This is a genomic window from Nocardia sp. NPDC052001 (assembly GCF_040680615.1).
Lineage (GTDB): Bacteria > Actinomycetota > Actinomycetes > Mycobacteriales > Mycobacteriaceae > Nocardia.
Genome location: NZ_JBFAXC010000003.1, coordinates 597653 through 618922, shown reverse-complemented (window position 1 = coordinate 618922; position 21270 = coordinate 597653). Strand labels below are relative to the sequence as shown.

Annotated in this window: 20 protein-coding genes; 13 read left to right on the top strand and 7 right to left on the bottom strand. The window is 66.8% G+C overall.

Annotated elements, in window-relative coordinates:
* Nucleotides 1-120 precede the first annotated feature (120 nt).
* Entirely contained in the window at nucleotides 121-1296 is a 1176-nt protein-coding gene (locus AB0L82_RS18195) for a lactate 2-monooxygenase (RefSeq protein WP_364637220.1), read from the bottom strand.
* A 358-nt stretch (nucleotides 1297-1654) separates the two neighbouring features.
* Here AB0L82_RS18195 and AB0L82_RS18190 point away from each other — a divergent pair, with 358 nt between their 5' ends.
* On the top strand, nucleotides 1655-2641 hold the full coding sequence (locus tag AB0L82_RS18190) for an NAD(P)H-quinone oxidoreductase (protein ID WP_364637218.1): 987 nt from the start codon (nucleotides 1655-1657) through the stop codon (nucleotides 2639-2641).
* On the opposite strand, the gene AB0L82_RS18185 is transcribed toward AB0L82_RS18190, so the two are convergent.
* Nucleotides 2638-3843: a cysteine desulfurase-like protein gene (locus tag AB0L82_RS18185; protein WP_364637216.1), complete on the bottom strand. Its 1206-nt coding sequence runs from the start codon at nucleotides 3841-3843 to the stop codon at nucleotides 2638-2640. The genes AB0L82_RS18190 and AB0L82_RS18185 overlap by 4 nt on opposite strands.
* A 101-nt stretch (nucleotides 3844-3944) precedes the next feature.
* Between AB0L82_RS18185 and AB0L82_RS18180 the strand changes: the two genes are divergently transcribed.
* The 8 genes from AB0L82_RS18180 (at nucleotide 3945) to AB0L82_RS18145 (ending at nucleotide 10961) form a co-directional block, all read left to right on the top strand.
* A complete protein-coding gene (locus AB0L82_RS18180; protein WP_364637214.1) occupies nucleotides 3945-4535 on the top strand; it encodes a bacterial proteasome activator family protein in 591 nt (196 codons plus the stop codon).
* A gap of 130 nt (nucleotides 4536-4665) precedes the next feature.
* A complete protein-coding gene (locus tag AB0L82_RS18175) occupies nucleotides 4666-5484 on the top strand; it encodes an ABC transporter permease (RefSeq protein ID WP_364637972.1) in 819 nt (272 codons plus the stop codon).
* Between the two features lie 7 nt (nucleotides 5485-5491).
* Nucleotides 5492-6307 carry an ABC transporter ATP-binding protein gene (locus tag AB0L82_RS18170; RefSeq protein ID WP_364637212.1) on the top strand — a complete coding sequence of 272 codons (816 nt, stop codon included), beginning with the start codon at nucleotides 5492-5494 and terminating at the stop codon, nucleotides 6305-6307.
* The gene (locus AB0L82_RS18165; protein ID WP_364637210.1) at nucleotides 6304-7254 is read left to right on the top strand and encodes a glycosyltransferase family 2 protein; all 951 of its coding nucleotides are present in this window, start codon (nucleotides 6304-6306) and stop codon (nucleotides 7252-7254) included. Before AB0L82_RS18170 ends, AB0L82_RS18165 begins: the two co-directional genes overlap by 4 nt.
* 244 nt (nucleotides 7255-7498) lie before the next feature.
* A complete protein-coding gene (gene rsgA / locus AB0L82_RS18160) occupies nucleotides 7499-8638 on the top strand; it encodes a ribosome small subunit-dependent GTPase A (RefSeq protein ID WP_364637970.1) in 1140 nt (379 codons plus the stop codon).
* Complete coding sequence (locus tag AB0L82_RS18155; RefSeq protein WP_364637208.1) at nucleotides 8635-8781, top strand: hypothetical protein; 147 nt, start codon at nucleotides 8635-8637, stop codon at nucleotides 8779-8781. Before rsgA ends, AB0L82_RS18155 begins: the two co-directional genes overlap by 4 nt.
* A gap of 249 nt (nucleotides 8782-9030) precedes the next feature.
* Nucleotides 9031-10329, top strand: coding sequence for a sensor domain-containing protein (locus AB0L82_RS18150; protein ID WP_364637206.1), 1299 nt, complete (start codon nucleotides 9031-9033; stop codon nucleotides 10327-10329).
* Nucleotides 10317-10961 (top strand): response regulator transcription factor, encoded by a 645-nt coding sequence (locus AB0L82_RS18145; RefSeq protein ID WP_364637204.1) that lies wholly within the window; start codon nucleotides 10317-10319, stop codon nucleotides 10959-10961. The genes AB0L82_RS18150 and AB0L82_RS18145 overlap by 13 nt, the downstream gene beginning before the upstream one ends.
* Before the next feature lie 9 nt (nucleotides 10962-10970).
* On the opposite strand, the gene AB0L82_RS18140 is transcribed toward AB0L82_RS18145, so the two are convergent.
* Nucleotides 10971-12572: an alpha/beta fold hydrolase gene (locus AB0L82_RS18140; RefSeq protein WP_364637202.1), complete on the bottom strand. Its 1602-nt coding sequence runs from the start codon at nucleotides 12570-12572 to the stop codon at nucleotides 10971-10973.
* A gap of 56 nt (nucleotides 12573-12628) precedes the next feature.
* On the bottom strand, nucleotides 12629-13813 hold the full coding sequence (locus AB0L82_RS18135) for a serine hydrolase domain-containing protein (RefSeq protein ID WP_364637200.1): 1185 nt from the start codon (nucleotides 13811-13813) through the stop codon (nucleotides 12629-12631).
* Nucleotides 13814-14055: 242 nt separating this feature from the next.
* Here AB0L82_RS18135 and AB0L82_RS18130 point away from each other — a divergent pair, with 242 nt between their 5' ends.
* Entirely contained in the window at nucleotides 14056-14904 is an 849-nt protein-coding gene (locus AB0L82_RS18130; protein ID WP_364637198.1) for an NAD(P)-dependent oxidoreductase, read from the top strand.
* A gap of 45 nt (nucleotides 14905-14949) precedes the next feature.
* On the opposite strand, the gene AB0L82_RS18125 is transcribed toward AB0L82_RS18130, so the two are convergent.
* Nucleotides 14950-15318, bottom strand: coding sequence for a hypothetical protein (locus tag AB0L82_RS18125; protein WP_364637196.1), 369 nt, complete (start codon nucleotides 15316-15318; stop codon nucleotides 14950-14952).
* Between the two features lie 21 nt (nucleotides 15319-15339).
* Between AB0L82_RS18125 and AB0L82_RS18120 the strand changes: the two genes are divergently transcribed.
* On the top strand, nucleotides 15340-15933 hold the full coding sequence (locus tag AB0L82_RS18120) for a TetR/AcrR family transcriptional regulator (protein ID WP_364637194.1): 594 nt from the start codon (nucleotides 15340-15342) through the stop codon (nucleotides 15931-15933).
* Nucleotides 15934-16006: 73 nt separating this feature from the next.
* On the opposite strand, the gene AB0L82_RS18115 is transcribed toward AB0L82_RS18120, so the two are convergent.
* Nucleotides 16007-17908 carry a glycosyltransferase gene (locus AB0L82_RS18115; protein ID WP_364637192.1) on the bottom strand — a complete coding sequence of 634 codons (1902 nt, stop codon included), beginning with the start codon at nucleotides 17906-17908 and terminating at the stop codon, nucleotides 16007-16009.
* Between the two features lie 126 nt (nucleotides 17909-18034).
* Nucleotides 18035-18550, bottom strand: coding sequence for a GtrA family protein (locus AB0L82_RS18110; RefSeq protein ID WP_364637190.1), 516 nt, complete (start codon nucleotides 18548-18550; stop codon nucleotides 18035-18037).
* A gap of 79 nt (nucleotides 18551-18629) precedes the next feature.
* On the opposite strand from AB0L82_RS18110, the gene AB0L82_RS18105 reads away from it, so the two are divergent.
* Both AB0L82_RS18105 and AB0L82_RS18100 read left to right on the top strand, forming a co-directional pair.
* Nucleotides 18630-19604: a glycosyltransferase gene (locus tag AB0L82_RS18105; protein ID WP_364637188.1), complete on the top strand. Its 975-nt coding sequence runs from the start codon at nucleotides 18630-18632 to the stop codon at nucleotides 19602-19604.
* 47 nt (nucleotides 19605-19651) lie between these two features.
* Entirely contained in the window at nucleotides 19652-21244 is a 1593-nt protein-coding gene (locus AB0L82_RS18100) for a DUF2142 domain-containing protein (protein ID WP_364637186.1), read from the top strand.
* Nucleotides 21245-21270: the final 26 nt, after the last annotated feature.

The window sequence follows — 21270 nt, the reverse complement described above, 5'->3', positions numbered from 1 at the left end:
AGCCACCTCGGTTCGGCGGCTATACCGCGGCCGCCGGATTCGAAAGCCACGCGCTGATTGTAGCCAAACAGGCGTGTCGAACCCGGGCGAGCTGCGGTGGAGTTTTTCCCGAAGATCAGTTCAGCGGAAGCTGCTGATCATGGTGCGGCTCAGGTCGTGCACGGTGGTGCAGCCCGAAAGTCCCATGGCCGCATCGAAATCCGCGAGCAGGGTGCGCAGTGCGTGCCGGACGCCGTCGCGTCCGGCGATGCCGAGACCGTAGGCCCAGGGGCGGCCGTAGAGCACGGCTTTCGCACCGAGGGACAGCGCGATCATGACATCGGAGCCGGTGCGGATGCCGGAATCGAAGAGCACATCGGCGCGATCGCCGACCGTCGCCACGATGGTCGGCAGCGCGTCCAGGGCCGCGATGGCCCCGTCCACCTGGCGGCCGCCGTGATTGCTGACGACCACCGCGTCCGCGCCCGCGTCCACGCATTGCCGGGCGTCATCGGGGTGCACGACGCCTTTCACCGCGATGGGCAGAGTGGTCCAGTCGCGCAGTTTCGCGATGTCGGCGGGCCGCAGCCCGTGATTGCCGAACAGGCCGATCCAGGTGAGCACGGCCGCGCGCATGGCGTCCGCGCTCTCCTCCGGGGGGGCGGGGAGTTTGGCGCGGAAGACCGGATCGGAGAGATAGTTGGCGATGCCCTTTGCGGCCAGGAACGGCAGGTGCCCGAGTTCCAGATCGCGCGGCCGCCAGCCCAGGGACGGAGTGTCGACGGTGACGACAATGGCCTTGGCTCCGGCCTTTTCGGCGCGTTCGACGAAGGAGCGCGCGAGTTCGGGATCGCTGGGCCAGTACAGCTGATACCACCAGTCACCCGCGAGCGCCCCGGCTTCCTCGATGGTGGAGGAGCCCGCGGTGGAGAGCACCATGCCGATGCCGAGTTCGCGGGTCACCTCGGCGACCACGGTTTCGCCGCGCTCGTGCAGCAGACCCAGCACACCGATGGGCGCGGTGAGAATCGGTGCGGCCAAATGGGTTCCGAGCACTTCGACCGACAGGTCGCGAACGTCCGGGCCGCTGGTGCCGCGCAGTACCCGCGGCATGAGCCGGTATTTCTCGAAGGCGTGCAGATTGTTCGCCGCGGTGCGCTCGGCGGAGGCGCTGCCCGCCACATAGGCGAAGGCCGCCGGTTCCAGTACTTCCCGAGCCCGGGCTTCGAGTCCGGCCGCCGTCATGGGTAGGGCGGGGACATTGCCGGCGAGTCCGGAGAGGTAGATCTCGTTCTGGAAGTCGACGAAACTGCTCATTCGGCAAACGCTAGTACCAACACCGGTGGTACGGGGGGTGTCGGAAATACTTTCCCGGAGCGTAACTTCCGGAAAGGTTCCGGCCGGAATGCGCTGGTATCAGCGTCGGTTGCTGCGCACGCGCACCAGTGCGCGCGGGGATTCGGCGGCGACGAAGCCGGAAATGGCCATTGCGGTCAGGATGGTCAGCGCACACAGTGCGGTCACGAAGCCGATCATGGATTCTCCCTTTCGGATGTGGTCATTACACAATGACCGCCGAAGCTGACAGGAGGCTGTGCGCCCGCCCAGGCCCGCCTGGCAATAACCGAGCCCGGCCTGACAGTAATCGTTGATCCGCCGCCGTAGGCTCGCTTTCATGTATGCGGTGACACTCGACGGTTTCGGTGAGCCAGAGGTCATGAAATGGGCGCAGGTACCCGACCTGCCCGCGCCCGGACCCGGTGAAGTTTTGATCGAGGTGGCGGCGGCCGGTGTGAACCGCGCGGATCTGCTGCAACGGCAGGGGTTCTATCCGCCGCCACCCGGTGCGAGCGAAACATTGGGACTGGAGGTCTCCGGTGTGATCGCGGCGCTCGGCCCGCATGTGCGGGATTGGCATGTGGGCGACAAGGTCTGCGCGCTGCTTTCCGGCGGCGGTTATGCCGAGCGGGTGCTGGCGCCGGAATCCCAATTGCTGCCGGTGCCCGAACATCTGGATGTGGTTGCGGCGGCGGCACTTCCGGAGGTGGCGGCGACGGTCTGGTCGAATCTGGTGATGACGGCGGGCCTGCACAGCGGACATCTGCTGCTGATTCACGGCGGCGGCAGTGGAATCGGGACGCATGCCATTCAGGTGGCGCGGGCGCTCGGTGCGCGGGTGGCGGTGACCGCGGGTTCGGACGCGAAGCTGGAACTGTGCCGGGAACTGGGCGCGACGGTGCTGATCAATTACCGCGAACATGATTTCGTCACCGTCATCCACAGCGAATATCCCGGTGTGGACATCATTCTCGACAATATGGGTGCGGCCTATCTGGAACGCAATGTCGAGGCGCTCGCCGATGACGGCCGACTGGTGATCATCGGTATGCAGGGCGGGATCAAAGCGGAACTGAATCTCGGTGCGCTGCTTGCCAAACGCGGCACCATTCACGCCACGAATCTGCGCCGCCGCCCCGAGCACGGTCGCGGCTCCAAGGCCGAGATCATCACCGAGCTGCGCAGGCACCTGTGGCCGATGATCTCCGACGGCACCATCGTCCCCGTGGTCTCCGACGAACTGCCCATAACCGATGTGGCACAGGCACATCGGCTGCTGGACTCGCCGGAGAACTTCGGGAAGGTGATCCTGCGGGTCGACTAGGTGTCGAGTGCGGTGAGGGCGCGGCCGAGCTGATCGATCTCGAATTTGGTCGTATACGGGGCGAGACCGATGGTGACCGCCCCGCCCTCATCGTTCACGCCGAGCGCGTCGAGCAGGCGGGAGCCGCCGTGCGATCCGCTCAGCGTGCCGATGCGGGCGTCGGCGAGTTTGGCCGAGACCTTCTCCGCCTGCATGCCCGAGATGGTGAAGCTCACCGTCGGGATGCGGGTGGAGGCGCGGCCGATGACGGTCAGGTTCGGGATGGTGTCCAGCACCGACATCAGATGTTCGAAGAGCTGATCGTGATAGTCCTGCAGCGATGTGATGGACATCTCGAGGCGTTCGCGGCGGGTGCCGGTGGCGCGTTCGTCGAGTACGGCCAGATAGTCGATCGAGGTGGCCAGGCCAGCCAGCAGCGCGTACTGGTGTCCACCGACCTCGAGCCGCTCCGCGCCCTTGGCGTAGGGGTTGAGCGACATGGACGGAATCCGGTCCAGGAACGCGGGATCGCGGAAGACCAGTGCGCCGATCTGCGGTCCGCCCCACGCGGGTGCGCTGAGCGCGATCACATCGGCATTGAGTTCGTCGATATCGATGAGCGCGTACGGCGCGGCCCCGAAGCAGTCGGCGACCAGCAGTCCGCCCACCTCGTGCACGCGATCGGCGGCCACCCGCACCGCGGGCGCGGAGCCGACGATCGGGGAGGCGGCGGTCAGCGCGACCAGCCGGGCGGTGGGCCCGATGAGCTCCTCGAATTGCCAGGCCGGCATTTCGCAGGTCTCGATCTCCACTTCGGCCCAGCGCACATGTGCGCCATAGCGATTCGCGATGCGCAGCCACGGCGCGACATTGGCTTCGTCATCCAGGCGCGACAGCACGATCCCGGTGCCCAGACCCAGTCGGGAGCTCAGCGATTCGGCCAGCCAGGCCAGCAGTACCGCGCGATCCGGGCCGAGCACCACGCCCGCCGGGTCGCCGCCGACCAAATCCGCGACCGCCTCGCGAGCGGCCTCCAGAATGGCGGCGCTGCGCTTGGCCGCGCCGTGCCGATTGGTATGCGAGAAGGCGGAGGTCCGGAAACCCGTTGAGACGGCTCGGGATACCGAATCGGGGACCAGCATGCCCGCTTGCGGGTCGAGGTGGATCCAGCCGTCGCCCAGGGACGGTATTAGGCCCCGAACCCGTGCGACGTCGTAAGTCATGCTGGTCACTCTAAAGGCAGAGGGCAAGTCGGCGTAACGGTGTGTGCGGTTTGGGTGGGTGCCGCTTAGCGCCGTCGGCGGTGACGGGACATGATGGGGGGATGACGCAATCGGATGGGGCGCCGGAATCCATTGTGGTGATCGGCCCCGAGGGCAAGCCGTTGATGATTCCGGCCGCCGCGCAGATCGGCGGCGAACCGGTCGAGGTGACCGGACAGGTTGTCGGTGAGGGTAATTCCGGCGATTCCGGCGAACAGGATGAGTCGCTCGCCGACATGGTGGAACAGCCCGCGAAGGTCATGCGCATCGGCACCATGATCAAACAGCTGCTGGAGGAAGTCCGGCACGCACCGCTCGACGATGCCAGCCGCAGCCGGCTGCGCGATATCCACCGCACCTCGATTCGCGAACTCGAACAGGGCCTCGCGCCCGAACTCCGCGAAGAACTCGAACGCCTCGCCCTGCCCTTCAGCGATGACGTGATCCCCTCCGACGCCGAACTGCGCATCGCCCAGGCGCAATTGGTCGGCTGGCTGGAGGGCCTGTTCCACGGCATCCAGACCGCCCTGTTCGCACAGCAGATGGCGGCCCGCGCGCAACTCGAGCAAATGCGCCACGCCCTCCCGCCCGGCATGAGCGGAACCGATGCGCGCGGTGGGTCGTCCTCCGGCGGTGGTGGCCAATATCTCTGACCATCTGCGGGTCGGCAGCAGGTTCCCGACGCAACTCGCGGGCTATTAGATAGGGTCGGGGACTGTGCCTGCTGCTGCTCCCCCCGACTCGGCGACGACCGAAGTGCGCCCGGATGATGAAACGGTGACGCTGGTGTCGGATTCGCAGTCCTTCGCGCGTGCCTTCAAAGACTTCCGCGACGGATTCTCCCAGCGTGAATTGTGGCTGGCGCTCGGCTGGCAGGACATCAAACAGCGCTATCGGCGTTCGGTGCTCGGGCCGTTCTGGATCACCATCGCCACCGGTTTACAGGCGGCGGCGATGGGTGTGCTGTACGCCACCCTGTTCGGGCAGTCGCTGAATTCGTATCTGCCCTATGTGACTGTTGGCCTGATTGTCTGGAATGTCATCAATGCCAGCATTCTCGAGGGCTCCGATGTCTTCATCGCCAATGAGGGCCTGATCAAACAACTTCCGTCGGCGCTGAGCGTGCACGTGTATCGCCTGGTGTGGCGGCAGTTCCTGTTCTTCGCGCACAACCTGATCATCTACGTGATCATGCTGGCGGCGTTCAGCATCTGGCGGCATCTGCACTGGTCGGCACTGCTGGCGATTCCGGGCCTGCTGCTGATTTTCCTGAACGCGCTCTGGGTGACCATCGTGTTCGGCATTTTCAGCACCCGCTACCGCGATCTCGCGCCGATCCTGGGCAGCACCACGCTGATGCTCTTCGTGCTGACCCCGGTCATGTGGAAGCCGACCGCGCTGACCGGCACCGCAAGCGACCGCGCGAAACTGGCCGAGCTGGTGCCGACCTTCCACTACCTGGAAATCGTGCGCGCGCCGCTGCTGGGCGATCCGATTCACCTGCGCAGCTGGATTGTGGTGCTGGCCATCACCGTCGTCGGCTGGATAGTCGCGATACTGGCCATGAAGAAGTTCCGTTCCCGCGTCCCCTACTGGGTGTGAAGGCTCAATGACCGACCATGTGAGTATCGAAACCCAGCACGCGTGGGTCGAGTTCCCGATCTTCGACGCCAAATCCCGATCGCTGAAGAAGGCGGTCCTGGGGTCGGCCGGTGGCGCCATCGGGCGCAATCAGTCCGATGTGGTGGTCGTGGAGGCGTTGCGCGATATCACCATGTCGCTGAAAGAGGGCGATCGGATCGGCCTGGTCGGACACAACGGCGCGGGCAAATCGACGCTGCTGCGGCTGCTTTCGGGCATCTACGAGCCCACCCGCGGTAGCGCCCGGATTCGCGGGCGGGTCGCCCCGGTCTTCGATCTGGGCGTCGGCATGGATCCGGAGGTCTCGGGCTACGACAACATCATCATTCGCGGTTTGTTCCTCGGGCAGACCCGCAAGAAGATGCTGTCGCTGATCGACGAGATCGCCGAATTCACCGAATTGGGCGAATATTTGGCGATGCCGCTGCGCACCTACTCCACCGGTATGCGGGTGCGCCTGGCCATGGGTGTGGTGACCTCCATCGATCCGGAGATCCTGCTGCTCGACGAGGGTATCGGCGCGGTCGACGCGGAATTCATGAAGAAGGCGCGAATCCGTTTGCAGGAATTGGTTTCCCGCTCCGGCATCCTGGTTTTCGCGAGTCACTCCAACGAATTCCTCGCCCAACTATGTGATTCCGCGATGTGGATAGATCATGGACAGGTACGCATGCACGGCGGCATCGAGGAAGTCGTGCGCGCGTACGAAGGCCCGGAGGCGGGCGATCACGTGGCGCAGGTGCTGCGGGATCTGGCACGTGAACCCGAACGGAATCCCGCATGAGCGACCGTCAATCCGGCAACGCTGACCAGACCACACCGCATTTCGGCGACGATGCCCGCATCGTCGCCATCGTGGTGACCCATAAACGCCGGGAACTGCTGGCGGAGTCACTCAAGGTGCTCTCCACCCAGACCCGGCCCATCGACCACCTCATCGTCGTGGACAACGGCAATGAGGCCGAGGTGGGTGAGCTGGTGCGCAATCAGCCCATCGAATCCACCTACCTGGGCTCCGCGCACAATCTCGGCGGCGCGGGCGGTTTCGCGCTCGGCATGCTGCACGCGCTCACCATGGGCGCGGACTGGGTGTGGCTGGCCGATGACGACGGCCGCCCCGACGGGCCGGAAGTGCTTGCCACGCTGTTCGATTGCGCGAAGCGGCATCAGCTGGTCGAGGTGTCGCCGGTGGTCGCCGATATCGACGATCCGGACCGGCTGGCGTTCCCGCTGCGCCGCGGCGTGGTGTGGCGGCGGCTGCGGTCCGAACTCGGCGACGAGGATTTCCTGCCGGGCATCGCCTCGCTGTTCAATGGCGCGCTGGTGTCGGCGGAGGCCGTGGACATCATCGGCGTACCGGATCTGCGGCTGTTCGTGCGCGGTGACGAGGTCGAGGTGCATCGGCGACTGGTGCGGTCCGGGCTGCCGTTCGGCACCTGTCTGCAAACCGCGTACCTGCACCCCAATGGGTCCGAGGAGTTCAAGCCGATCCTGGGCGGGCGGATGCACACCCAGTATCCGGACGATCCGGTGAAGCGGTACTTCACCTATCGCAATCGCGGATACCTCATGGCGCAGCCGGGCATGCGGAAGTTATTGCCGCAGGAGCTGGCTCGGTTCGGCTGGTTCTTCCTGTTACAGCAGAAGGATCCGCAGGGGTTCCTGGAGTGGCTGCGGTTGCAGCGGCTCGGGCGGCGCGAGCAGTTCCGCAAGCCGGAAGCCAAGACATAAGCGCTGGTCAGAAAATCGATTGCGCCGATCGGGCGAACCTGACAGGGTTGGCCCCGTTCTTATTCGGCGTCGCGATCGCCCCGGTGGTCGCCAAGGGAGAGATGAGGAGGTGGATTACGTGACTACAGCAGCTCGGATTGTCGTGCCCGCGCGTGTTTTCGCCGCGCCGTGCGTATCCACCTCGAATATCTCGCGCTGAGTCCCGGACGGGCTCGGCCCGTCGAAGGACTCTCCCACCATGTCTGTGGTCGACTACGACCTGCTCTCCCCCTACGGCTGGACCGCCGAGGTGGCCGCCGAATACCTTCCGCTGCTGGGTGATTCGCTGACCCCGGCGCGACTGCTGCGCATGGATCGCAGCGAATGCGATGTGGCGGTGCCGATTTCCGGCACTCGCCTGCCCGATCAGGCCGCGGCGGTCATCGTGCGCGCCCGCTGCCCGCGCTCGGACTCCGATGTCACCGGACTGTGCACCGGGGATTGGGTGGGGCTGAGCACCGAATCCGGTGAGCGGCCCGTGACGCGCGGCATGCTGAATTCGGCGGTGGTGCGAAAGCTGTTGCCGCGCAGGACCGCCATCGTGCGGGCCGCCGTCTCCGGGCATTCGGATTCGCGGGCACGCGCCGGGGATCAGGTGCTGGCCGCCAATGTCGACACCGTGCTGATCTGCTCGCCCGGTGACGGGGATGTGGATCTCGGGCGCATCGAGCGCATGCTCGCGCTGGCCTGGGAATCCGGGGCGCAACCGGTGGTGGTGCTCACCAAAGCCGATCTCGCCCAGGATCTCTCGCTGGACGAGGTGCGGGCGGCGGCTCCGGGCGCGACCGTGCTCGCGGTGAGCGCGTCGACCGGACTCGGCATGGAGGTGCTGACCGCCGTGCTGGACGGCACGGTGGCGCTGCTCGGACCGTCCGGCGCGGGCAAATCCACCCTCGCCAATGCTCTGCTGGGTTCGGAAGTGTTCGCCACCAACGCGGTTCGCGAGGGTGACAAACGCGGACGGCACACCACCGTGCACCGCGAACTCCGTCCGCTCCCCGGCGGCGGCACCCTCATCGACACCCCCGGGCTGCGCTCCATCGGCCTCTGGGATGCCGCCGAGGGCATCGGCCGCACCTTCAGCGATATCGAATCCCTGGCCGTCGCATGCCGTTTCACCGATTGCTCACACGATCGGGAACCCGGCTGTGCCGTACAGGCGGCCATCGAATCCGGAGAAATCCCCGAACGCCGCCTCACCAGCTACCGCAAACTCTCCCGCGAGAACGAGTGGATGGCGGCCCGCTCCGACCACCGCCTGCGCGCCGAACGCGAACGCGCCTGGAAACAGATCGGCAAGGACCAACGCCGCATGTACCGCGACCGCACCAAATTCGGCCGATGACCACGCCGACCGCGCCCACCCCGAGCGCACCCCCGCACCCCCTGGCCGCCCAGGTCCTCAAAGCCTGGGCGCGCTGGGGGCACCTCCCCGACCTCCCGCCCCCGCCGCCAAAACCCTGGGTCGGCGGCGGCGGTAGGCCCTAGCGCCTGCCGGGAACACAGGGTGGGGGCCACACCCTCACCTCCCCCGTCATCCCGGCATGCTTTTGGCCGGGATGACGAGAGGCCGTGTCAGGGCGACTGGCGGTTACGTGTCGGGGCGCTGGACGGGTGAACAGATGGGGGCAGATAGGTTGGAAGGGTGCGAAGAGCTGCGAGTTTTCCCGATGCGGGGTTGAGTGCCGCCCTGCGGTGGGTGGCGGCTCGGGGCGGGTTGATGGCCGGGATGAGCCGATGAGTTTCGTGGTGGGGTGGGTTCGGGGTCGGCTGCGGGCCATGCCGAGTGCGCTGCTGTACCTCGGGATCGGGGCGGTCAGCTCGGTGGTGTCGGTGCTAGCGCTGGTGGGGCTGCTGCTGGTCGCGGCGGCCTGTTTGGTGGGGGTGGGGTTGCCGCTCATGCCGGAGGCGGTGCGGGTGGTGCGGCCGCTGATCCGGTTCGATCGGCGGCGGGCCGCGGACTTCCTCGGGGTGGAGGTGGCCGAGCCGTATCAGCCGATGGACGGGGATTGGCGGCGGCAGTGGGCGACGCTGGTGCGGGATCCGGCCAATCGGCGGGATCTGGGGTGGCTGGTGCTGCACGCGGTGACCGGGATCTTCGTGGGCACGATCGCGGTGGCGTTGCCGTTCGCGGCGGTGGCGCAGGCGGTGCGGCCGTGGTTCTGGCAGGCGCTGCCCGAGCGCAGTGTCGAGGGGCTGGGATTCGTCGTCGACTCGTGGGGTTTGGCCGCGGTGGGTTCGATCGCGGCGCTGCCGTTCCTGTGGCTGGGGCTGCAAGCCCCGGTGGTGGCACGGTGGCAGGCCCGGATCGCGGCCGCACTGCTCGGCCCGGCGAAGGGGATCGTGCTGGCCGATCGGGTGGCGGCGTTGACCGCGACCCGGGCCGCCGCCCTGGACGCGCACGGCGCGGAATTGCGCCGCATCGAACGCGATCTGCACGATGGCGCGCAGGCGCGCATCGCCGCGGTGATCATGCAGCTCGGAGTGGCCGACCAACTGCGGCAACGAGATCCGAACGCCGCCGATGAACTGGTGCGCAAGGCGCAGGACACCGCTACCGCCGCACTGGCCGAACTGCGCGATGTGGTGCGCAGCGTCTATCCCCCGGTGCTGTCCGATCGCGGTCTCGCCAGCGCGATTTCGGCCTTGGCCGCGCGCAGCCCCATCCCCTGCACGGTGGATCTCGGCTCGGGTGCGCATCGCCCCGGCCCCGCGGACCAGGGCACCGAGTCGACGCCGGGCTTCCCGCGCCGTCCCGCGGCCGTCGAAGCCGCGGCCTATTTCGTGATCGCGGAGGCACTCACCAATGCCACCAAACATTCTCGGGCCGAGCATGTTTCGGTGTCCCTCGGCGGTTCGGCCGACATGTTGACGGTTGAGATCGCCGATGACGGGGTCGGCGACGCCCGGGATATCGAGGGTGGCGGGCTGGCCGGCATCAGGCGTCGGGCCGAAGCCTTGGACGGGCGCATGCTGCTGAGCAGTCCGGCCGGGGGCCCTACTGTGGTGCGCGTGGAGTTGCCATGCGGGTTGTGATCGCCGAGGACGATGCCCTGTTGCGTGAAGGGCTGGCGCTGCTGTTGAAATCCGCCGGGATCGAGGTGGTGGCGGCGGTCGACAATGCCGATGATCTGCTCGCCGTGGCGACGGCGGATCGGCCGGACGCGCTGGTGGTGGATGTGCGGATGCCGCCCACGTTCACCGATGACGGTTTGCGGGCGGCGGTGCGGGCCAGGCGGATTCACCCCGGACTGCCGGTGCTGGTGCTGTCGGCATGGGTCGAGGACAGTTATGCCGCCGAACTGCTCGGGGACGGTGCGGGCGGGGTGGGGTATCTGCTCAAGGAACGGGTCGGGAAGGTGGACCGGTTCCTGGAGTCACTGCATCGGGTCGCGGCGGGCGGGACCGCCATGGATCCGGAGGTGATCTCGCAGCTGCTGGTGCGGCGCAAGGCCGATGATCCGCTGTCCGCGCTCACGCCTCGGGAACGAGAAGTGCTGGCGCTCATGGCCGAGGGCCTGGACAACGGCACCATCGCCGAGCGCCTGACGGTGTCCGAAGGCGCTGTGCTGAAACATATTCGGAGTATTTTCGCCAAACTCGGACTGTTCGCGGACGAGGTCGGGCACCGCCGGGTGCTGGCGGTGCTCGCCTATCTCAACGCCTGACCGGACGCATCAATCCCGCTGGCAGGTCTCATCATTCGCGGGCAGCGTGCCGTCCAGGAAATACTTGTTCACCGCCGCGTACACGCAGTTGTTCGGGTAGCGGCCGAAGATCCAGTGAATGGCGACATTGTCCAGCGTCACCAGGCGCGAGGCCGTCATCGCCCGGTGCAGGCCCTGGGCATTGCCGTAGCTGGTGCGGGTGTCGCCGGTGGACTGCACGATGAGCGCGGGCACCGAATTGTCCACGGCCGTACGCTCTTCCAGCGGCGGAGCCCAGAACGCGCACGGGGTGATGTTGTTGGTGAACGCGCCGAACACCGGCTGGGTGGGGCGGGCCGCTTCGATATTGCGCCAGTACCACGCCGGATCGCGGGGCACCCCGGCATCACCGCACATGATGGCCATCTGCGCCGCGCCGTCCTCCGGATCGGCCTTCAGCATGTAGGCCAGGGATTTCAGAATGCCCGGGTCCGGATCGACCGAGACACCGTCGGCCGCGTCGGCGAACAGCCGGACCATATCGGAGACCGCGTCGTAGGCCCGCGGATCATCGAGGACGGTGAACAGCATCATCGGCAGCGCATGGTCATCCACATCGTATTCGCCCACCCGGATCGGCTTTTCGGCCGCGCGCCGAATCAGATTCTGGACGGTGGCGCGCACTTCTTCCCGGGTGCCGCCGAGCCGGTACGTGTTGTTCTTCGCGGCCGCGGAGTCGGCCCAGGCGTCCAGGGCCGCCTCATTCGGCACGCCCATATCCCGCACCATGTCCACCGCCCCGTAGCGGGCCGGATCGACCGCGCTGTCCAGCACGATGCGATCGCTGCGCTCGGGGAACATCTGGGTGTAGACCGCGCCCAGGTAGGTGCCGTAGGAGGTGCCGAAATAGCTGGTCTTCGGCTCCCCGAGCACCTGGCGGATGACATCCATATCGCGGGCGGTATTGCGAGTGGTGAAGTACCGCAGTCGTTCTCCGCCGGAGGTGGCGCAGCGGGCCGCGAGTTCAGCTTGGGAGGCAACCGATTCCGCGTAACCCGCGGCGTCGATTCCGGCCGATTGCAGGCCGAATCCGCGCGGCCAGCCGCAGTGCACCGCGGATGAGCGGCCGATACCGCGCGGGTCCATGCCGATCAGGTCGTAGCGGGCGCGCACCTCGGGGGTCATCGCGGCGGCGATCTCCGGAGTGAAGTCCAGGCCCGCACCACCCGGGCCGCCCGGATTGGAGAGCATGATGCCGCGCCGGTTCGCGGTATCGGTGGCGGCCATCCGCGATATCGCGACGGTGATCGTCTCGCCCTGCGGGGCAGCGTAATTCAGTGGAACGGTGATATCGGCGCACTGCGCGCCCACCTTGTCCAGGCCGGGCAGATCGCACGACTTCCATTGCGGCCGTTGCCCATAGAACCCGTCCAATGCGGGTTCCGCATCGGCGGGCGGGACGATGGGGGTGACGATCAGGGCCCCGACCACCGCGGCGACCCCGGTCAGCACGCTCGCGCCGATGGTCAGCCGCCGCCTCGTGCGGCGGTTACCGCGCGGGGCCGCCACGTCGGGGAGATCGGGTGGGGATGCCGCGGAATCGTCGGGACGATCGCTCTTCGAGTGGCGCACAGTCATTCCTTCCAAAACATGCAGCGGTGACGAGTCTGGTTGCGGCTCAGCGCGATTCAGCTGGCGCAGAAGGCTGCATCCACAACCTTGACGACCAGCTCGTCGGTCGCCTCATCGGTGGGGAGCTGGTTCACCGTGACGGTGATCGCGGTGCCGTCGGCGAGCACGCCATTACGGGTTTCGAAGCCGGGGATGCTGCCGCCGTGGCCCCAGATCTCCCTACCGCAGGTGTTGGCTTCGCGTATGAGGCCCAATCCGTATCCCGCGCCGGGCATCCGGTCGAAGGGCACGGTCTGCTTCATCTGCTCGAGCAGGGTGGCGGGAACCAGGTCCCCCTTCATCAGCGCGATGAAGAAGCGGTTGAGTTCGGCTCCGGTGGAGACCATGGCTCCCGCGGTGCCGCCCCAGGACGGGTTGAGATCGGTGTAATCCTGTTGTCGGCCGTCGATCACCTGGTATCCCCTGGGATGTGGTCCGCGAATGACGGTTTCGCCATCGGCCGGGAAGTAGGTGTCCTTCAGACCGAGTTTGCCGATGATGCGGGCGTCGATCTCGGCGGCGGCGGATCGGCCGGTGATCTTCTCGATGAGCATGCCGAGCAGCTGGTAGTTGGTGTTGGTGTAGACCGAGCGCGCGCCGGGCGCGTATTGCGGGGGCATCGTCATCGCGGCGCGGACCAGTTCGGCCGAATCATATTGCCGGTAGCGGGTTTCGGGCCGCAACACCTGCACCTGTGCGGGATTCGGGGGCTCCGTCGCCGCCGGGTTGGCGCTGGCGAGGTAGTCGGGCAGACCGCTGGTGTGCTGGAGCAGTTGCCGCACGCTGATCTTGTTGCCGTCATTGCCGCTGCCCTGCACCACGCCCGGCAGATAGCGCTCGATGGGCGCGTCCAGGTCGAGTTTGCCTTCGGCGACCAGTTGCAGCAGAACCGTCGAGACGAATGTCTTGGTATTGCTGCCGATTCGGACCTGCGCGTTGTCGGCGATGGGCGCGCCGGTGGTGACATCGCCGACGCCCGCGGTCAGGGTGCGCTGTCCGTCCGGTCCGGTGATGACCACCTGGACGCCCGGGATTCCGCCTTTCACGGCCGCGTTCATGGCGTCGGCGATGGCGCGGTTCCGGTCGGGGCTGTTCGGTGCGGGAGGGGTGTCCCCGCTACCGCATCCGGCCGCGGTGAGTGCCGCGATCAGTCCGAGTCCGGCCAGCGCGGTACGGCCGCGATGCCGCGCGAGTGTCCTCATGAGAAGGCGTTCCTCCTGTTCAGGCCGGGTTGTCCGGCGGATTCCAGCCTAGGAAAACGGCTCTGACCTGCCCATCCGGTAAACACCCTGATCTTTGGTAGCGCTGGCGCTACCGGTGGTATGCAACTCGTTGCATAACGCGGCGAATACGCCTACTGTCCGAATTGCAGGGTTTCGCCCCGGCCTCGCATGGACGCGCGGATTATCGAACCGGGGCGAAGGCAAGGGAGAGGGAGCTGACCATGACGCAAGAACGCAAGCCGCTGGCGGGCCGGACCATGATCATGTCGGGCGGCAGCCGCGGCATCGGGCTGGAGATCGCCAAACGAGCGGCGGCGGACGGCGCGAACATCACGCTGATCGCCAAGACCGATACCCCGCATCCGAAACTGCCCGGCACCATTCACACCGCGGCGGCCGAACTGGAGCAGGCGGGCGGCACCGTCCTCAAGTACGTCGGCGATGTCCGCGATGACGGCGCGGTGGCCGAGGCGGTACAGCAGACCGTGCAGCGGTTCGGCGGCATCGATCTGGTGGTGAACAACGCGTCGGCAATCGACCTGTCCCCCACCGAGATTCTTCCCATGAAGAAGTACGACCTGATGCAGGACATCAACTGCCGCGGCAGCTTCCTGCTCTCGAAGACCTGCATTCCGGCACTGAAGGATTCCGCCCAGGCGGGCCGCAACCCGCACATCCTGACCCTGTCGCCGCCGCTGAACCTGGACCCGAAATGGGCCGGGGCCTCACTCGGCTACACCATCGCCAAATACGGAATGTCCCTGACCACACTGGGTTTGGCCGAAGAACTCCGCAAGTACGGCATCGGCGTCAACTCGCTGTGGCCCCGCACCACCATCGCCACGGCGGCGGTACGCAACCTGCTCGGCGGCGAGGAAATGGTCGCCACCTCCCGCACCCCCGACATCTACGCCGACGCCGCCTACCTGGTCCTGACCTCCCCCGCCAAGGACACCTCCGGCAACTTCTTCCTCGATGACGAAGTCCTTGCCGCCCACGGCATCACGGACCTCGACAAATACCGCGTCATCCCCGGCGACGGCCCCCTCACCACCGACCTGTTCCTCTGATTCGTTCCGGGCAACGGCGGGTCGCGTACGCGCGGCCCGCCGTTCTCATGCCGCGGCGGCGATTCGGCGCAGCATGGAGCGGACGACGAGGCGGTGGCCGCCACTGCCTATGACGAGGGCGCGATAGAGGCGGCCGTGCAGGCCCGGGAAGACGGCGCGGGTTTCGGCGGTGAGGCGGGTTCGGGTGGGGGTTTCCTCGGTGAGGGTGAAGGTGAGGGCGTAGCGGGAGAAGGGGTGGTGGCCCACGGCGGCGAGCCGATTCGGCGGGTCGGCGGCGTCGAGGGTGAATCCGCGCGGGAGTGTGCTGAGATCATTCGGGTTCTCGCAGGTCGTGCGCAGTAGGGCGGACCATGTTCCGGCGCGGTCGGCGGGGACTATTGTGGAATGCTCATCGATATAGGGCAAACGCTCCATATAGAAGGACTGTACTAGTTCATGGCACCTCCCCGGAAGCACGACACCGATGTGATCCTCGACGCGGCACGCACCCTGGTGCTGCGCGATGGGCCGCGGGCGGCCAGCGTGGCCGCCATCGCGGAGGCCAGTGGCGCGCCCGTGGGGACGCTGTACCACCGGTTCGGCAATCGCAATGGCGTGGTGATCGCGGCCTGGCTGCGCGCGCTGGAGCGTTTTCAGACCGGGGTGGTGAACGCGGCTGTGGCGCAGCCGGATCCGATCGAAGCCGCGGTGGCCATGACCACCGCGTCGCTGACGTTCGGGCGGGAGTTGCCCGAGGACGCCAAACTGCTGCTGAATCTGCGGCTCCGCGATCTGCTCGACGGCACACCGGATACCGAATTCAACGAGCGACTGGCCGTGATGAACGAACCGCTGTTCGCCGAATTCCATCGAATCGCGCGGGGCGTCTTCGGTTCCGACGGCGAACGTGAACTCGACGCGGTCCGCCGCGCGGTGGTGGACCTGCCCTACGGCGCACTGCGACGCTTCGCGCAGACGGCGTCGTTCCCGGACTGGCTGGACGACGACCTGACCGCCGCCACCCGCACGCTGCTGACCGCACAACGCTGATCCCGCCACTTGGATATGAACGAAGCGGCCACACCCCCTCTGGGATGTGGCCGCTTCGATGTTCAGATCGAACTCACTTCGGGTCGATGCCGTAGAGGCGTTCCCAGTTCTCGCGGCTGGTGAGTTCGGGCATGGCGGCGCGCCACTGCTGTTGCAGGGACGGGAGCTCCTCGCGCAGCTGCTTGAGCACCTTGTACGCGCGGACCAGCAGGCGGCGCGCGGTTTCCTTGTCGCGGCGGCGAATTCGCACACCGGACTGGGAGGCGTCGGTGACCACCACGTGGTCATAGAGGCCGATATGCCACCAGTGCGCGTCCTCGCGGGTGACGCCGACGACGCCCGGAATGGTGCGGCCGGTCCACTGGGTGAACGCGCGCTTGAACAGGATCAGCAGCGGGCGGCTGGGTTCACCGCCGGCGCGGCGCACGTGCACGTGCGCGTTCACCACCGGTGCGGTCGACGCCGGATGCTTGATGGTCTCCGGGTAGTCGGCGCGCGAGCCGCGGGCGGTGGCGAGGGCTTCGATTCCGCCGTCGCGCAACGCCTTCGGGCCGCGCAGGTAATCCTCGATACCGGCCAGGGTGGTGTGCGCCAGACCGTACTGCATACCGACCAGATATTCGCCGATCTCCCGGAAGAGCTGGCGGGTAATGGCTTTGGCGTCGAGATCGTGATGCAGCGAGGACACGATGAGCGAGTTGCGCGAGCTGAAGTAGCGCGCCCAGTCGTCGAAGTCCTTCCAGTAGAAGTCGGCGTGCCAGACGGCGGCGTTGGGCAGGGTGACGGTGACGAAACCGTTCTCCCGTGCGCGCAAACCGTATTCGACGTCGTCCCATTGGAAGAAGATCGGCACCGGCAGCCCGATCTTCTTGACCACCTCGGCCGGGATGAGGCAGGTCCACCAGGCCTGGTACCCCGCGTCCACGCGGCGTTCCTGGTTCTTCTTGAGCATGCTGGTGTTGCGCAGCGCCTTGGACACCTTCTGCCCGTGCCGCAGCGTGGCCAGATTCGTCTCCTCCGCACCGACATTGAGGTAGTCGGGGTTGTAGAGGAACAGCATCTGCGCGCCCACCAGGGTGGGTTCGGTGGTCATATTCGCGAAAGCGTTGAGCCGCAACACCGTTTCCGGCTCACACAGGATGTCGTCGTCCATCAGGATGATGTCGGCGTGCTCGTTGGCGCCGGACACCTCGTAGAGGCCGCGGGTAAAACCGCCCGCGCCACCGAGATTCGGCTGCCGGATGTAGCGCAGCTTGTCACCCAATTTGGGTGCCGTCTCGGTGTAGAGGGGTTGATCCTGCACCAGATCGCTGCCCTGATCGACCACGTACACCGCGTCGATGGCGTCGAGCACGGTGGCGTCCGAGGCGAGCGCGGCCACGGTGGCCGCGCAGTCCGGCGCGCGGTTGAACGTGCAGATGGCGATGGCCACCGGGCGCACGTGATCCGGTGCGGGCGCGGTCCATTCCAGATCGCTGACGGTGACCTCGCCGCCGATGGCGTCGATCTCCAGCCACAGCGCGCCGCCGTCGATGAACATGTCCAGGGCCGTGGTCAATACGACCCGCCCGGTCTCGCTGGTTTCGGCGGTCGCGACGACACGCCGATGCCCGGCGATATCGGAGGCGGCCAGTCGCACCTTGGTCTTACCGCCGACCTCGAGGGTCATGGCGACCTCGACGGCGGTGACGGTGGTCCAGCGCTGCCAGTAGCTGGCGGCGAAGCGCCCGAAGTAGGTGTTGGTGTGCGCCTTCGCGCCTTTGTCCAGTCGCAGGCTGAAGCGTTCGCGATGTGCCTTGCCGCCCTTGACGACCGCGTACAGCTCATCGCTGATCCGCGGCGCGGGACCGGTGAACAGTCCGCGCGCGAGCACCAGCCGCTCGGGAGCCGCGTGATCCGCACGTAGCGTCGCGGGGGCTCCGGCGGTCAACCGGTCATTGATTTCGGTCACGGCTTGGCCAGCCGACGCATCCATGAATTCCCTCGACATCCTTTGAAAACAACAGACACCGGCAACACTTGACGTGGACGCACACCCACTGTCACCGCTCGGCCCGGCGACAATATCAATCGTCGGGCATAGCGTCAGCGCGAACCCGCGTTAACGCGATTCTTCGCGCGCGCCGGTGAAGACGAATTTGTCATATGCCCAGTAGCGGAAGACAACCGCGACGATCTGGCCGATGAGTGTTCCGGAGATGTTGTCCGCCAAGGGACTGGACAGGTCGAGCACATACCGGGAGAAGCCGAGGCAGCTCAGTTGCAGTCCGATCGCGACCACATTGAACAGGGCGTAGAGGACGTATTCGCGCGTCTGGCTGCCGCCCTTCTTGTGCGCGAAGGTCCACCATTTGTTGCCGAAATAGGTGACCACGGTGGCGACGCCGATGGCGATGATCTTGGCGAGCAACGGCTGATGGAACAGCGGGCCCTCGCCGCCCGCGAACACCAGCAGGTTGTAGGTGCCCGCGTCCACGGCGAAGCCGAGCAGGCCCACGACCAGGAACGCACCGCCCTGGCGTAGCGCCGAACGCACCTTGTCGACGAGGGTTTGCGGAACGCTCTCGGCGGACTCCGCGGGACTGACGCCGGGGGTCGCCGACTCACTGCTGGGCACTCGGCGACGGTACCGCAGCATTCTCGGGTACCCTCCCCGTGTTCGTATTCGCCTTCCGATCACATCGAGGATTGACCGGGTGGACCCCACCGAGCTCCGAATTGCCGCCGTGGTTCCGTGCCACAACGAAGAGGCCTCGGTCGCACAGGTCGTCACCGACCTCAAGGCCGCCGTGCCCGGAATCGTCGTATATGTCTACGACAACCGGAGTACCGACGCGACCGCAGAGCGGGCGCGCGAGGCCGGCGCGATCGTGCGTCACGAATATCGGAAGGGCAAGGGCAATGTGGTGCGCCGTGCCTTCGCCGATATCGAGGCCGATGTCTATTTGATGATCGACGGCGATGACACCTATGACGCGTCCGCCGCACCGCGCATGATCGAAGCGCTGCTATCCGGGCCGTACGACCATGTGCTGGGCGTGCGCCGCGAGATCGCCGGTGAATCCGCCTACCGCCCGGGCCATGAGACCGGTAACAAGGTCCTCAATGGCGTTGTGGCGCAGGTGTTCGGCGAGAATGTCGAGGACATGCTGAGCGGATACCGGGTGTTCTCCCGGCGATTCGTGAAGAGTTTCCCGGCGGTTTCGCGCGAATTCGAGATCGAGACCGAATTGACCGTGCATTCACTGCATCTGCGCGTCCCGCAGACCGCGGTGCCGGTCGGATTCAAGGATCGTCCCGAAGGCAGCGAATCCAAACTGCGCACCTACACCGACGGTTTCAAGATCCTGCGGCTGATCGTCGGCCTGGCCCGGCATGAGCGCCCGGTCGCGTTCTACGGCCTGTTCGGCACGCTGGCCTGGTTGATCTCGATCATTCTGATCACCCCGATAGTGATCCAGTTCTACGAGATCCACGAGGTGCCGCGGTTCCCGACGCTGTTCCTGGGCTTCACGCTGCTGCTGCTCGGCAGTCTGGCCTGGACCGCGGGCCTGGTGCTGGACGGCATCCGCCGGTCCCGGCACGAGGCCGCCCGCCTGATGTACCTGCGCTATTCCGCCGTCGGAGCGGATGAACCCGCCGATGAACGCTCGGGCGGTACTCGGCGATGACCCCGCCTGCCACACCCACGAATGGCCGTACAGCAGAATCGGACATCGTGGTAACCGAGGCAAGCGACAGCACGGCCGCGAACGCGACGGCATCCCCGGACGGGGCGGTGCGGACCGTCATCGCCGCACCCGCGACGACCGCGCCGGAACCGGCGGAACCGGAAACGAGCGGGCTCACGGGCGCGATCGCCGGAATCGAAAGGCGTTTCGGCGCGGCCGCTTTGGCGTTCCTGCTGATCGCCGGAGTATTCGGCGCGGTGTGGTCGGTGCTGACGCCGCCCTTCTGGGGACATGACGAGATCACCCAGTTCGGGCGCGCCTACCAGGTGGCGCACGGCGGGTTCCTGCCGGAGAAGATCAAGGACGATCGCGGTCCGGCCTGGGGCGGTCAGGTTCCGGTCACCATCGACGCGCTGCAGAGCTACGCGTTCGACGATTATCAGAACAACAATGACGAGCCGGAGCCGAAGGTCGCCGATCCGGACGCCTACGACCGGCTGGGTTCGGCCGCGGTATCCAAGCACACCACGCAGGTGTGGTTCACCAATACCGCCGCCTACTCGCCGATTCCGTATCTGCCCGCCGCGGCGGGCATTCGGCTCGCCGAGGTGCTGGATCTCGATGTCGGCGGGACCATTCTCGCGCCCCGCTGGGCCGGACTGCTCGCCTATCTGGCGATCGTCGGGTTCGCGCTGCGCACGCTGCGCGGGCATCGCATCCAGTGGCTGGCGCTGACGGTCGCGGTGCTGCCGATCGCGCTGTTCCAGGCCGGGACCGTCACCGCGGACACCGTCACCAACGCACTGGCGCTGCTGGTGTCGGCGCTGGTGGTGAAGGGCCTGTTCCTGGGTGAGCGGCTGTCCCGCCCGGAAACCGTTGCGGCGCTTGCCGCCACGATTCTGCTGCCGGTGTGCAAGCCGACCTACGTGCTGCTGGCCATGCTCATCGTGGTGATCCCGGCGCGCAATCTCGGTTTCGGCGGCACCGAGCGCATCGCGGTGTGGCAGCGCCTACTGCCGTGGGCCGCCGCCGCCATCGGCGGTATCAGTTTCGCGCTGTGGATGAAGATCGCCGCGCCGACCGGTGACGGCATGAGCCTGATGCGGCCGCAGAAGCAGTGGGGCACAGTGCGTCCCGGCGATCAGCTGCATAACGTCCTGACCGATCCGGGCCATTTCATCCGGGTGTTCGGCGACAGCATCGCGCGCCGCGATCAGCGCTGGTTCATGCAGTTCTTCGGCGAATTGGGCTTCGCCTACGTCGATGTTCCGGCGCTGACCGTCTGCGCGAGCCTGGTCGCCTTCGCCGTGAGCGTCGGCATCGCCGACCGCCTCACCGGCGACCGCCTGCGCACCTGGGTGGTCCTGCTGACCATGGCCGCAAGCGTCGCGATGATCTACGTAACCCTCTACATGTCCTTCACACCGGTCGACTATTTCATCATCGACGGCGTCCAGGGCCGCTACTTCGTCCCCCTGGCCCTGCTCACCCTCGCGGTGTTGCTCCGCTGGATGCCGTTGCGCCTCACCGATTCCGGCAACCGCACGCCGAGTCGAGGTCCCGCGATCACGGTCGTGGTCGCCACCGTCGTATCGCTGACGGCCGCGGCCGTCACGTACTCCACCGTCGTCTGGGGCTGACCTCCGGCGAACTCGGTAGAGTTCGA

Excerpts from the sequence above, each read along its gene's own strand:
- AB0L82_RS18135 (WP_364637200.1), bottom strand. The coding sequence starts at position 13,813 with ATGAGGACACTCGCGCGGCATCGCGGCCGTACCGCGCTGGCCGGACTC.
- AB0L82_RS18125 (WP_364637196.1), bottom strand. The coding sequence starts at position 15,318 with ATGGAGCGTTTGCCCTATATCGATGAGCATTCCACAATAGTCCCCGCC.
- AB0L82_RS18190 (WP_364637218.1), top strand. The coding sequence starts at position 1,655 with ATGTATGCGGTGACACTCGACGGTTTCGGTGAGCCAGAGGTCATGAAA.
- AB0L82_RS18185 (WP_364637216.1), bottom strand. The coding sequence starts at position 3,843 with ATGACTTACGACGTCGCACGGGTTCGGGGCCTAATACCGTCCCTGGGC.
- AB0L82_RS18165 (WP_364637210.1), top strand. The coding sequence starts at position 6,304 with ATGAGCGACCGTCAATCCGGCAACGCTGACCAGACCACACCGCATTTC.
- AB0L82_RS18115 (WP_364637192.1), bottom strand. The coding sequence starts at position 17,908 with ATGGATGCGTCGGCTGGCCAAGCCGTGACCGAAATCAATGACCGGTTG.
- AB0L82_RS18130 (WP_364637198.1), top strand. The coding sequence starts at position 14,056 with ATGACGCAAGAACGCAAGCCGCTGGCGGGCCGGACCATGATCATGTCG.
- AB0L82_RS18195 (WP_364637220.1), bottom strand. The coding sequence starts at position 1,296 with ATGAGCAGTTTCGTCGACTTCCAGAACGAGATCTACCTCTCCGGACTC.
- AB0L82_RS18155 (WP_364637208.1), top strand. The coding sequence starts at position 8,635 with ATGACCACGCCGACCGCGCCCACCCCGAGCGCACCCCCGCACCCCCTG.
- AB0L82_RS18120 (WP_364637194.1), top strand. The coding sequence starts at position 15,340 with ATGGCACCTCCCCGGAAGCACGACACCGATGTGATCCTCGACGCGGCA.
- AB0L82_RS18145 (WP_364637204.1), top strand. The coding sequence starts at position 10,317 with ATGCGGGTTGTGATCGCCGAGGACGATGCCCTGTTGCGTGAAGGGCTG.
- AB0L82_RS18170 (WP_364637212.1), top strand. The coding sequence starts at position 5,492 with ATGACCGACCATGTGAGTATCGAAACCCAGCACGCGTGGGTCGAGTTC.
- AB0L82_RS18180 (WP_364637214.1), top strand. The coding sequence starts at position 3,945 with ATGACGCAATCGGATGGGGCGCCGGAATCCATTGTGGTGATCGGCCCC.
- AB0L82_RS18150 (WP_364637206.1), top strand. The coding sequence starts at position 9,031 with ATGAGTTTCGTGGTGGGGTGGGTTCGGGGTCGGCTGCGGGCCATGCCG.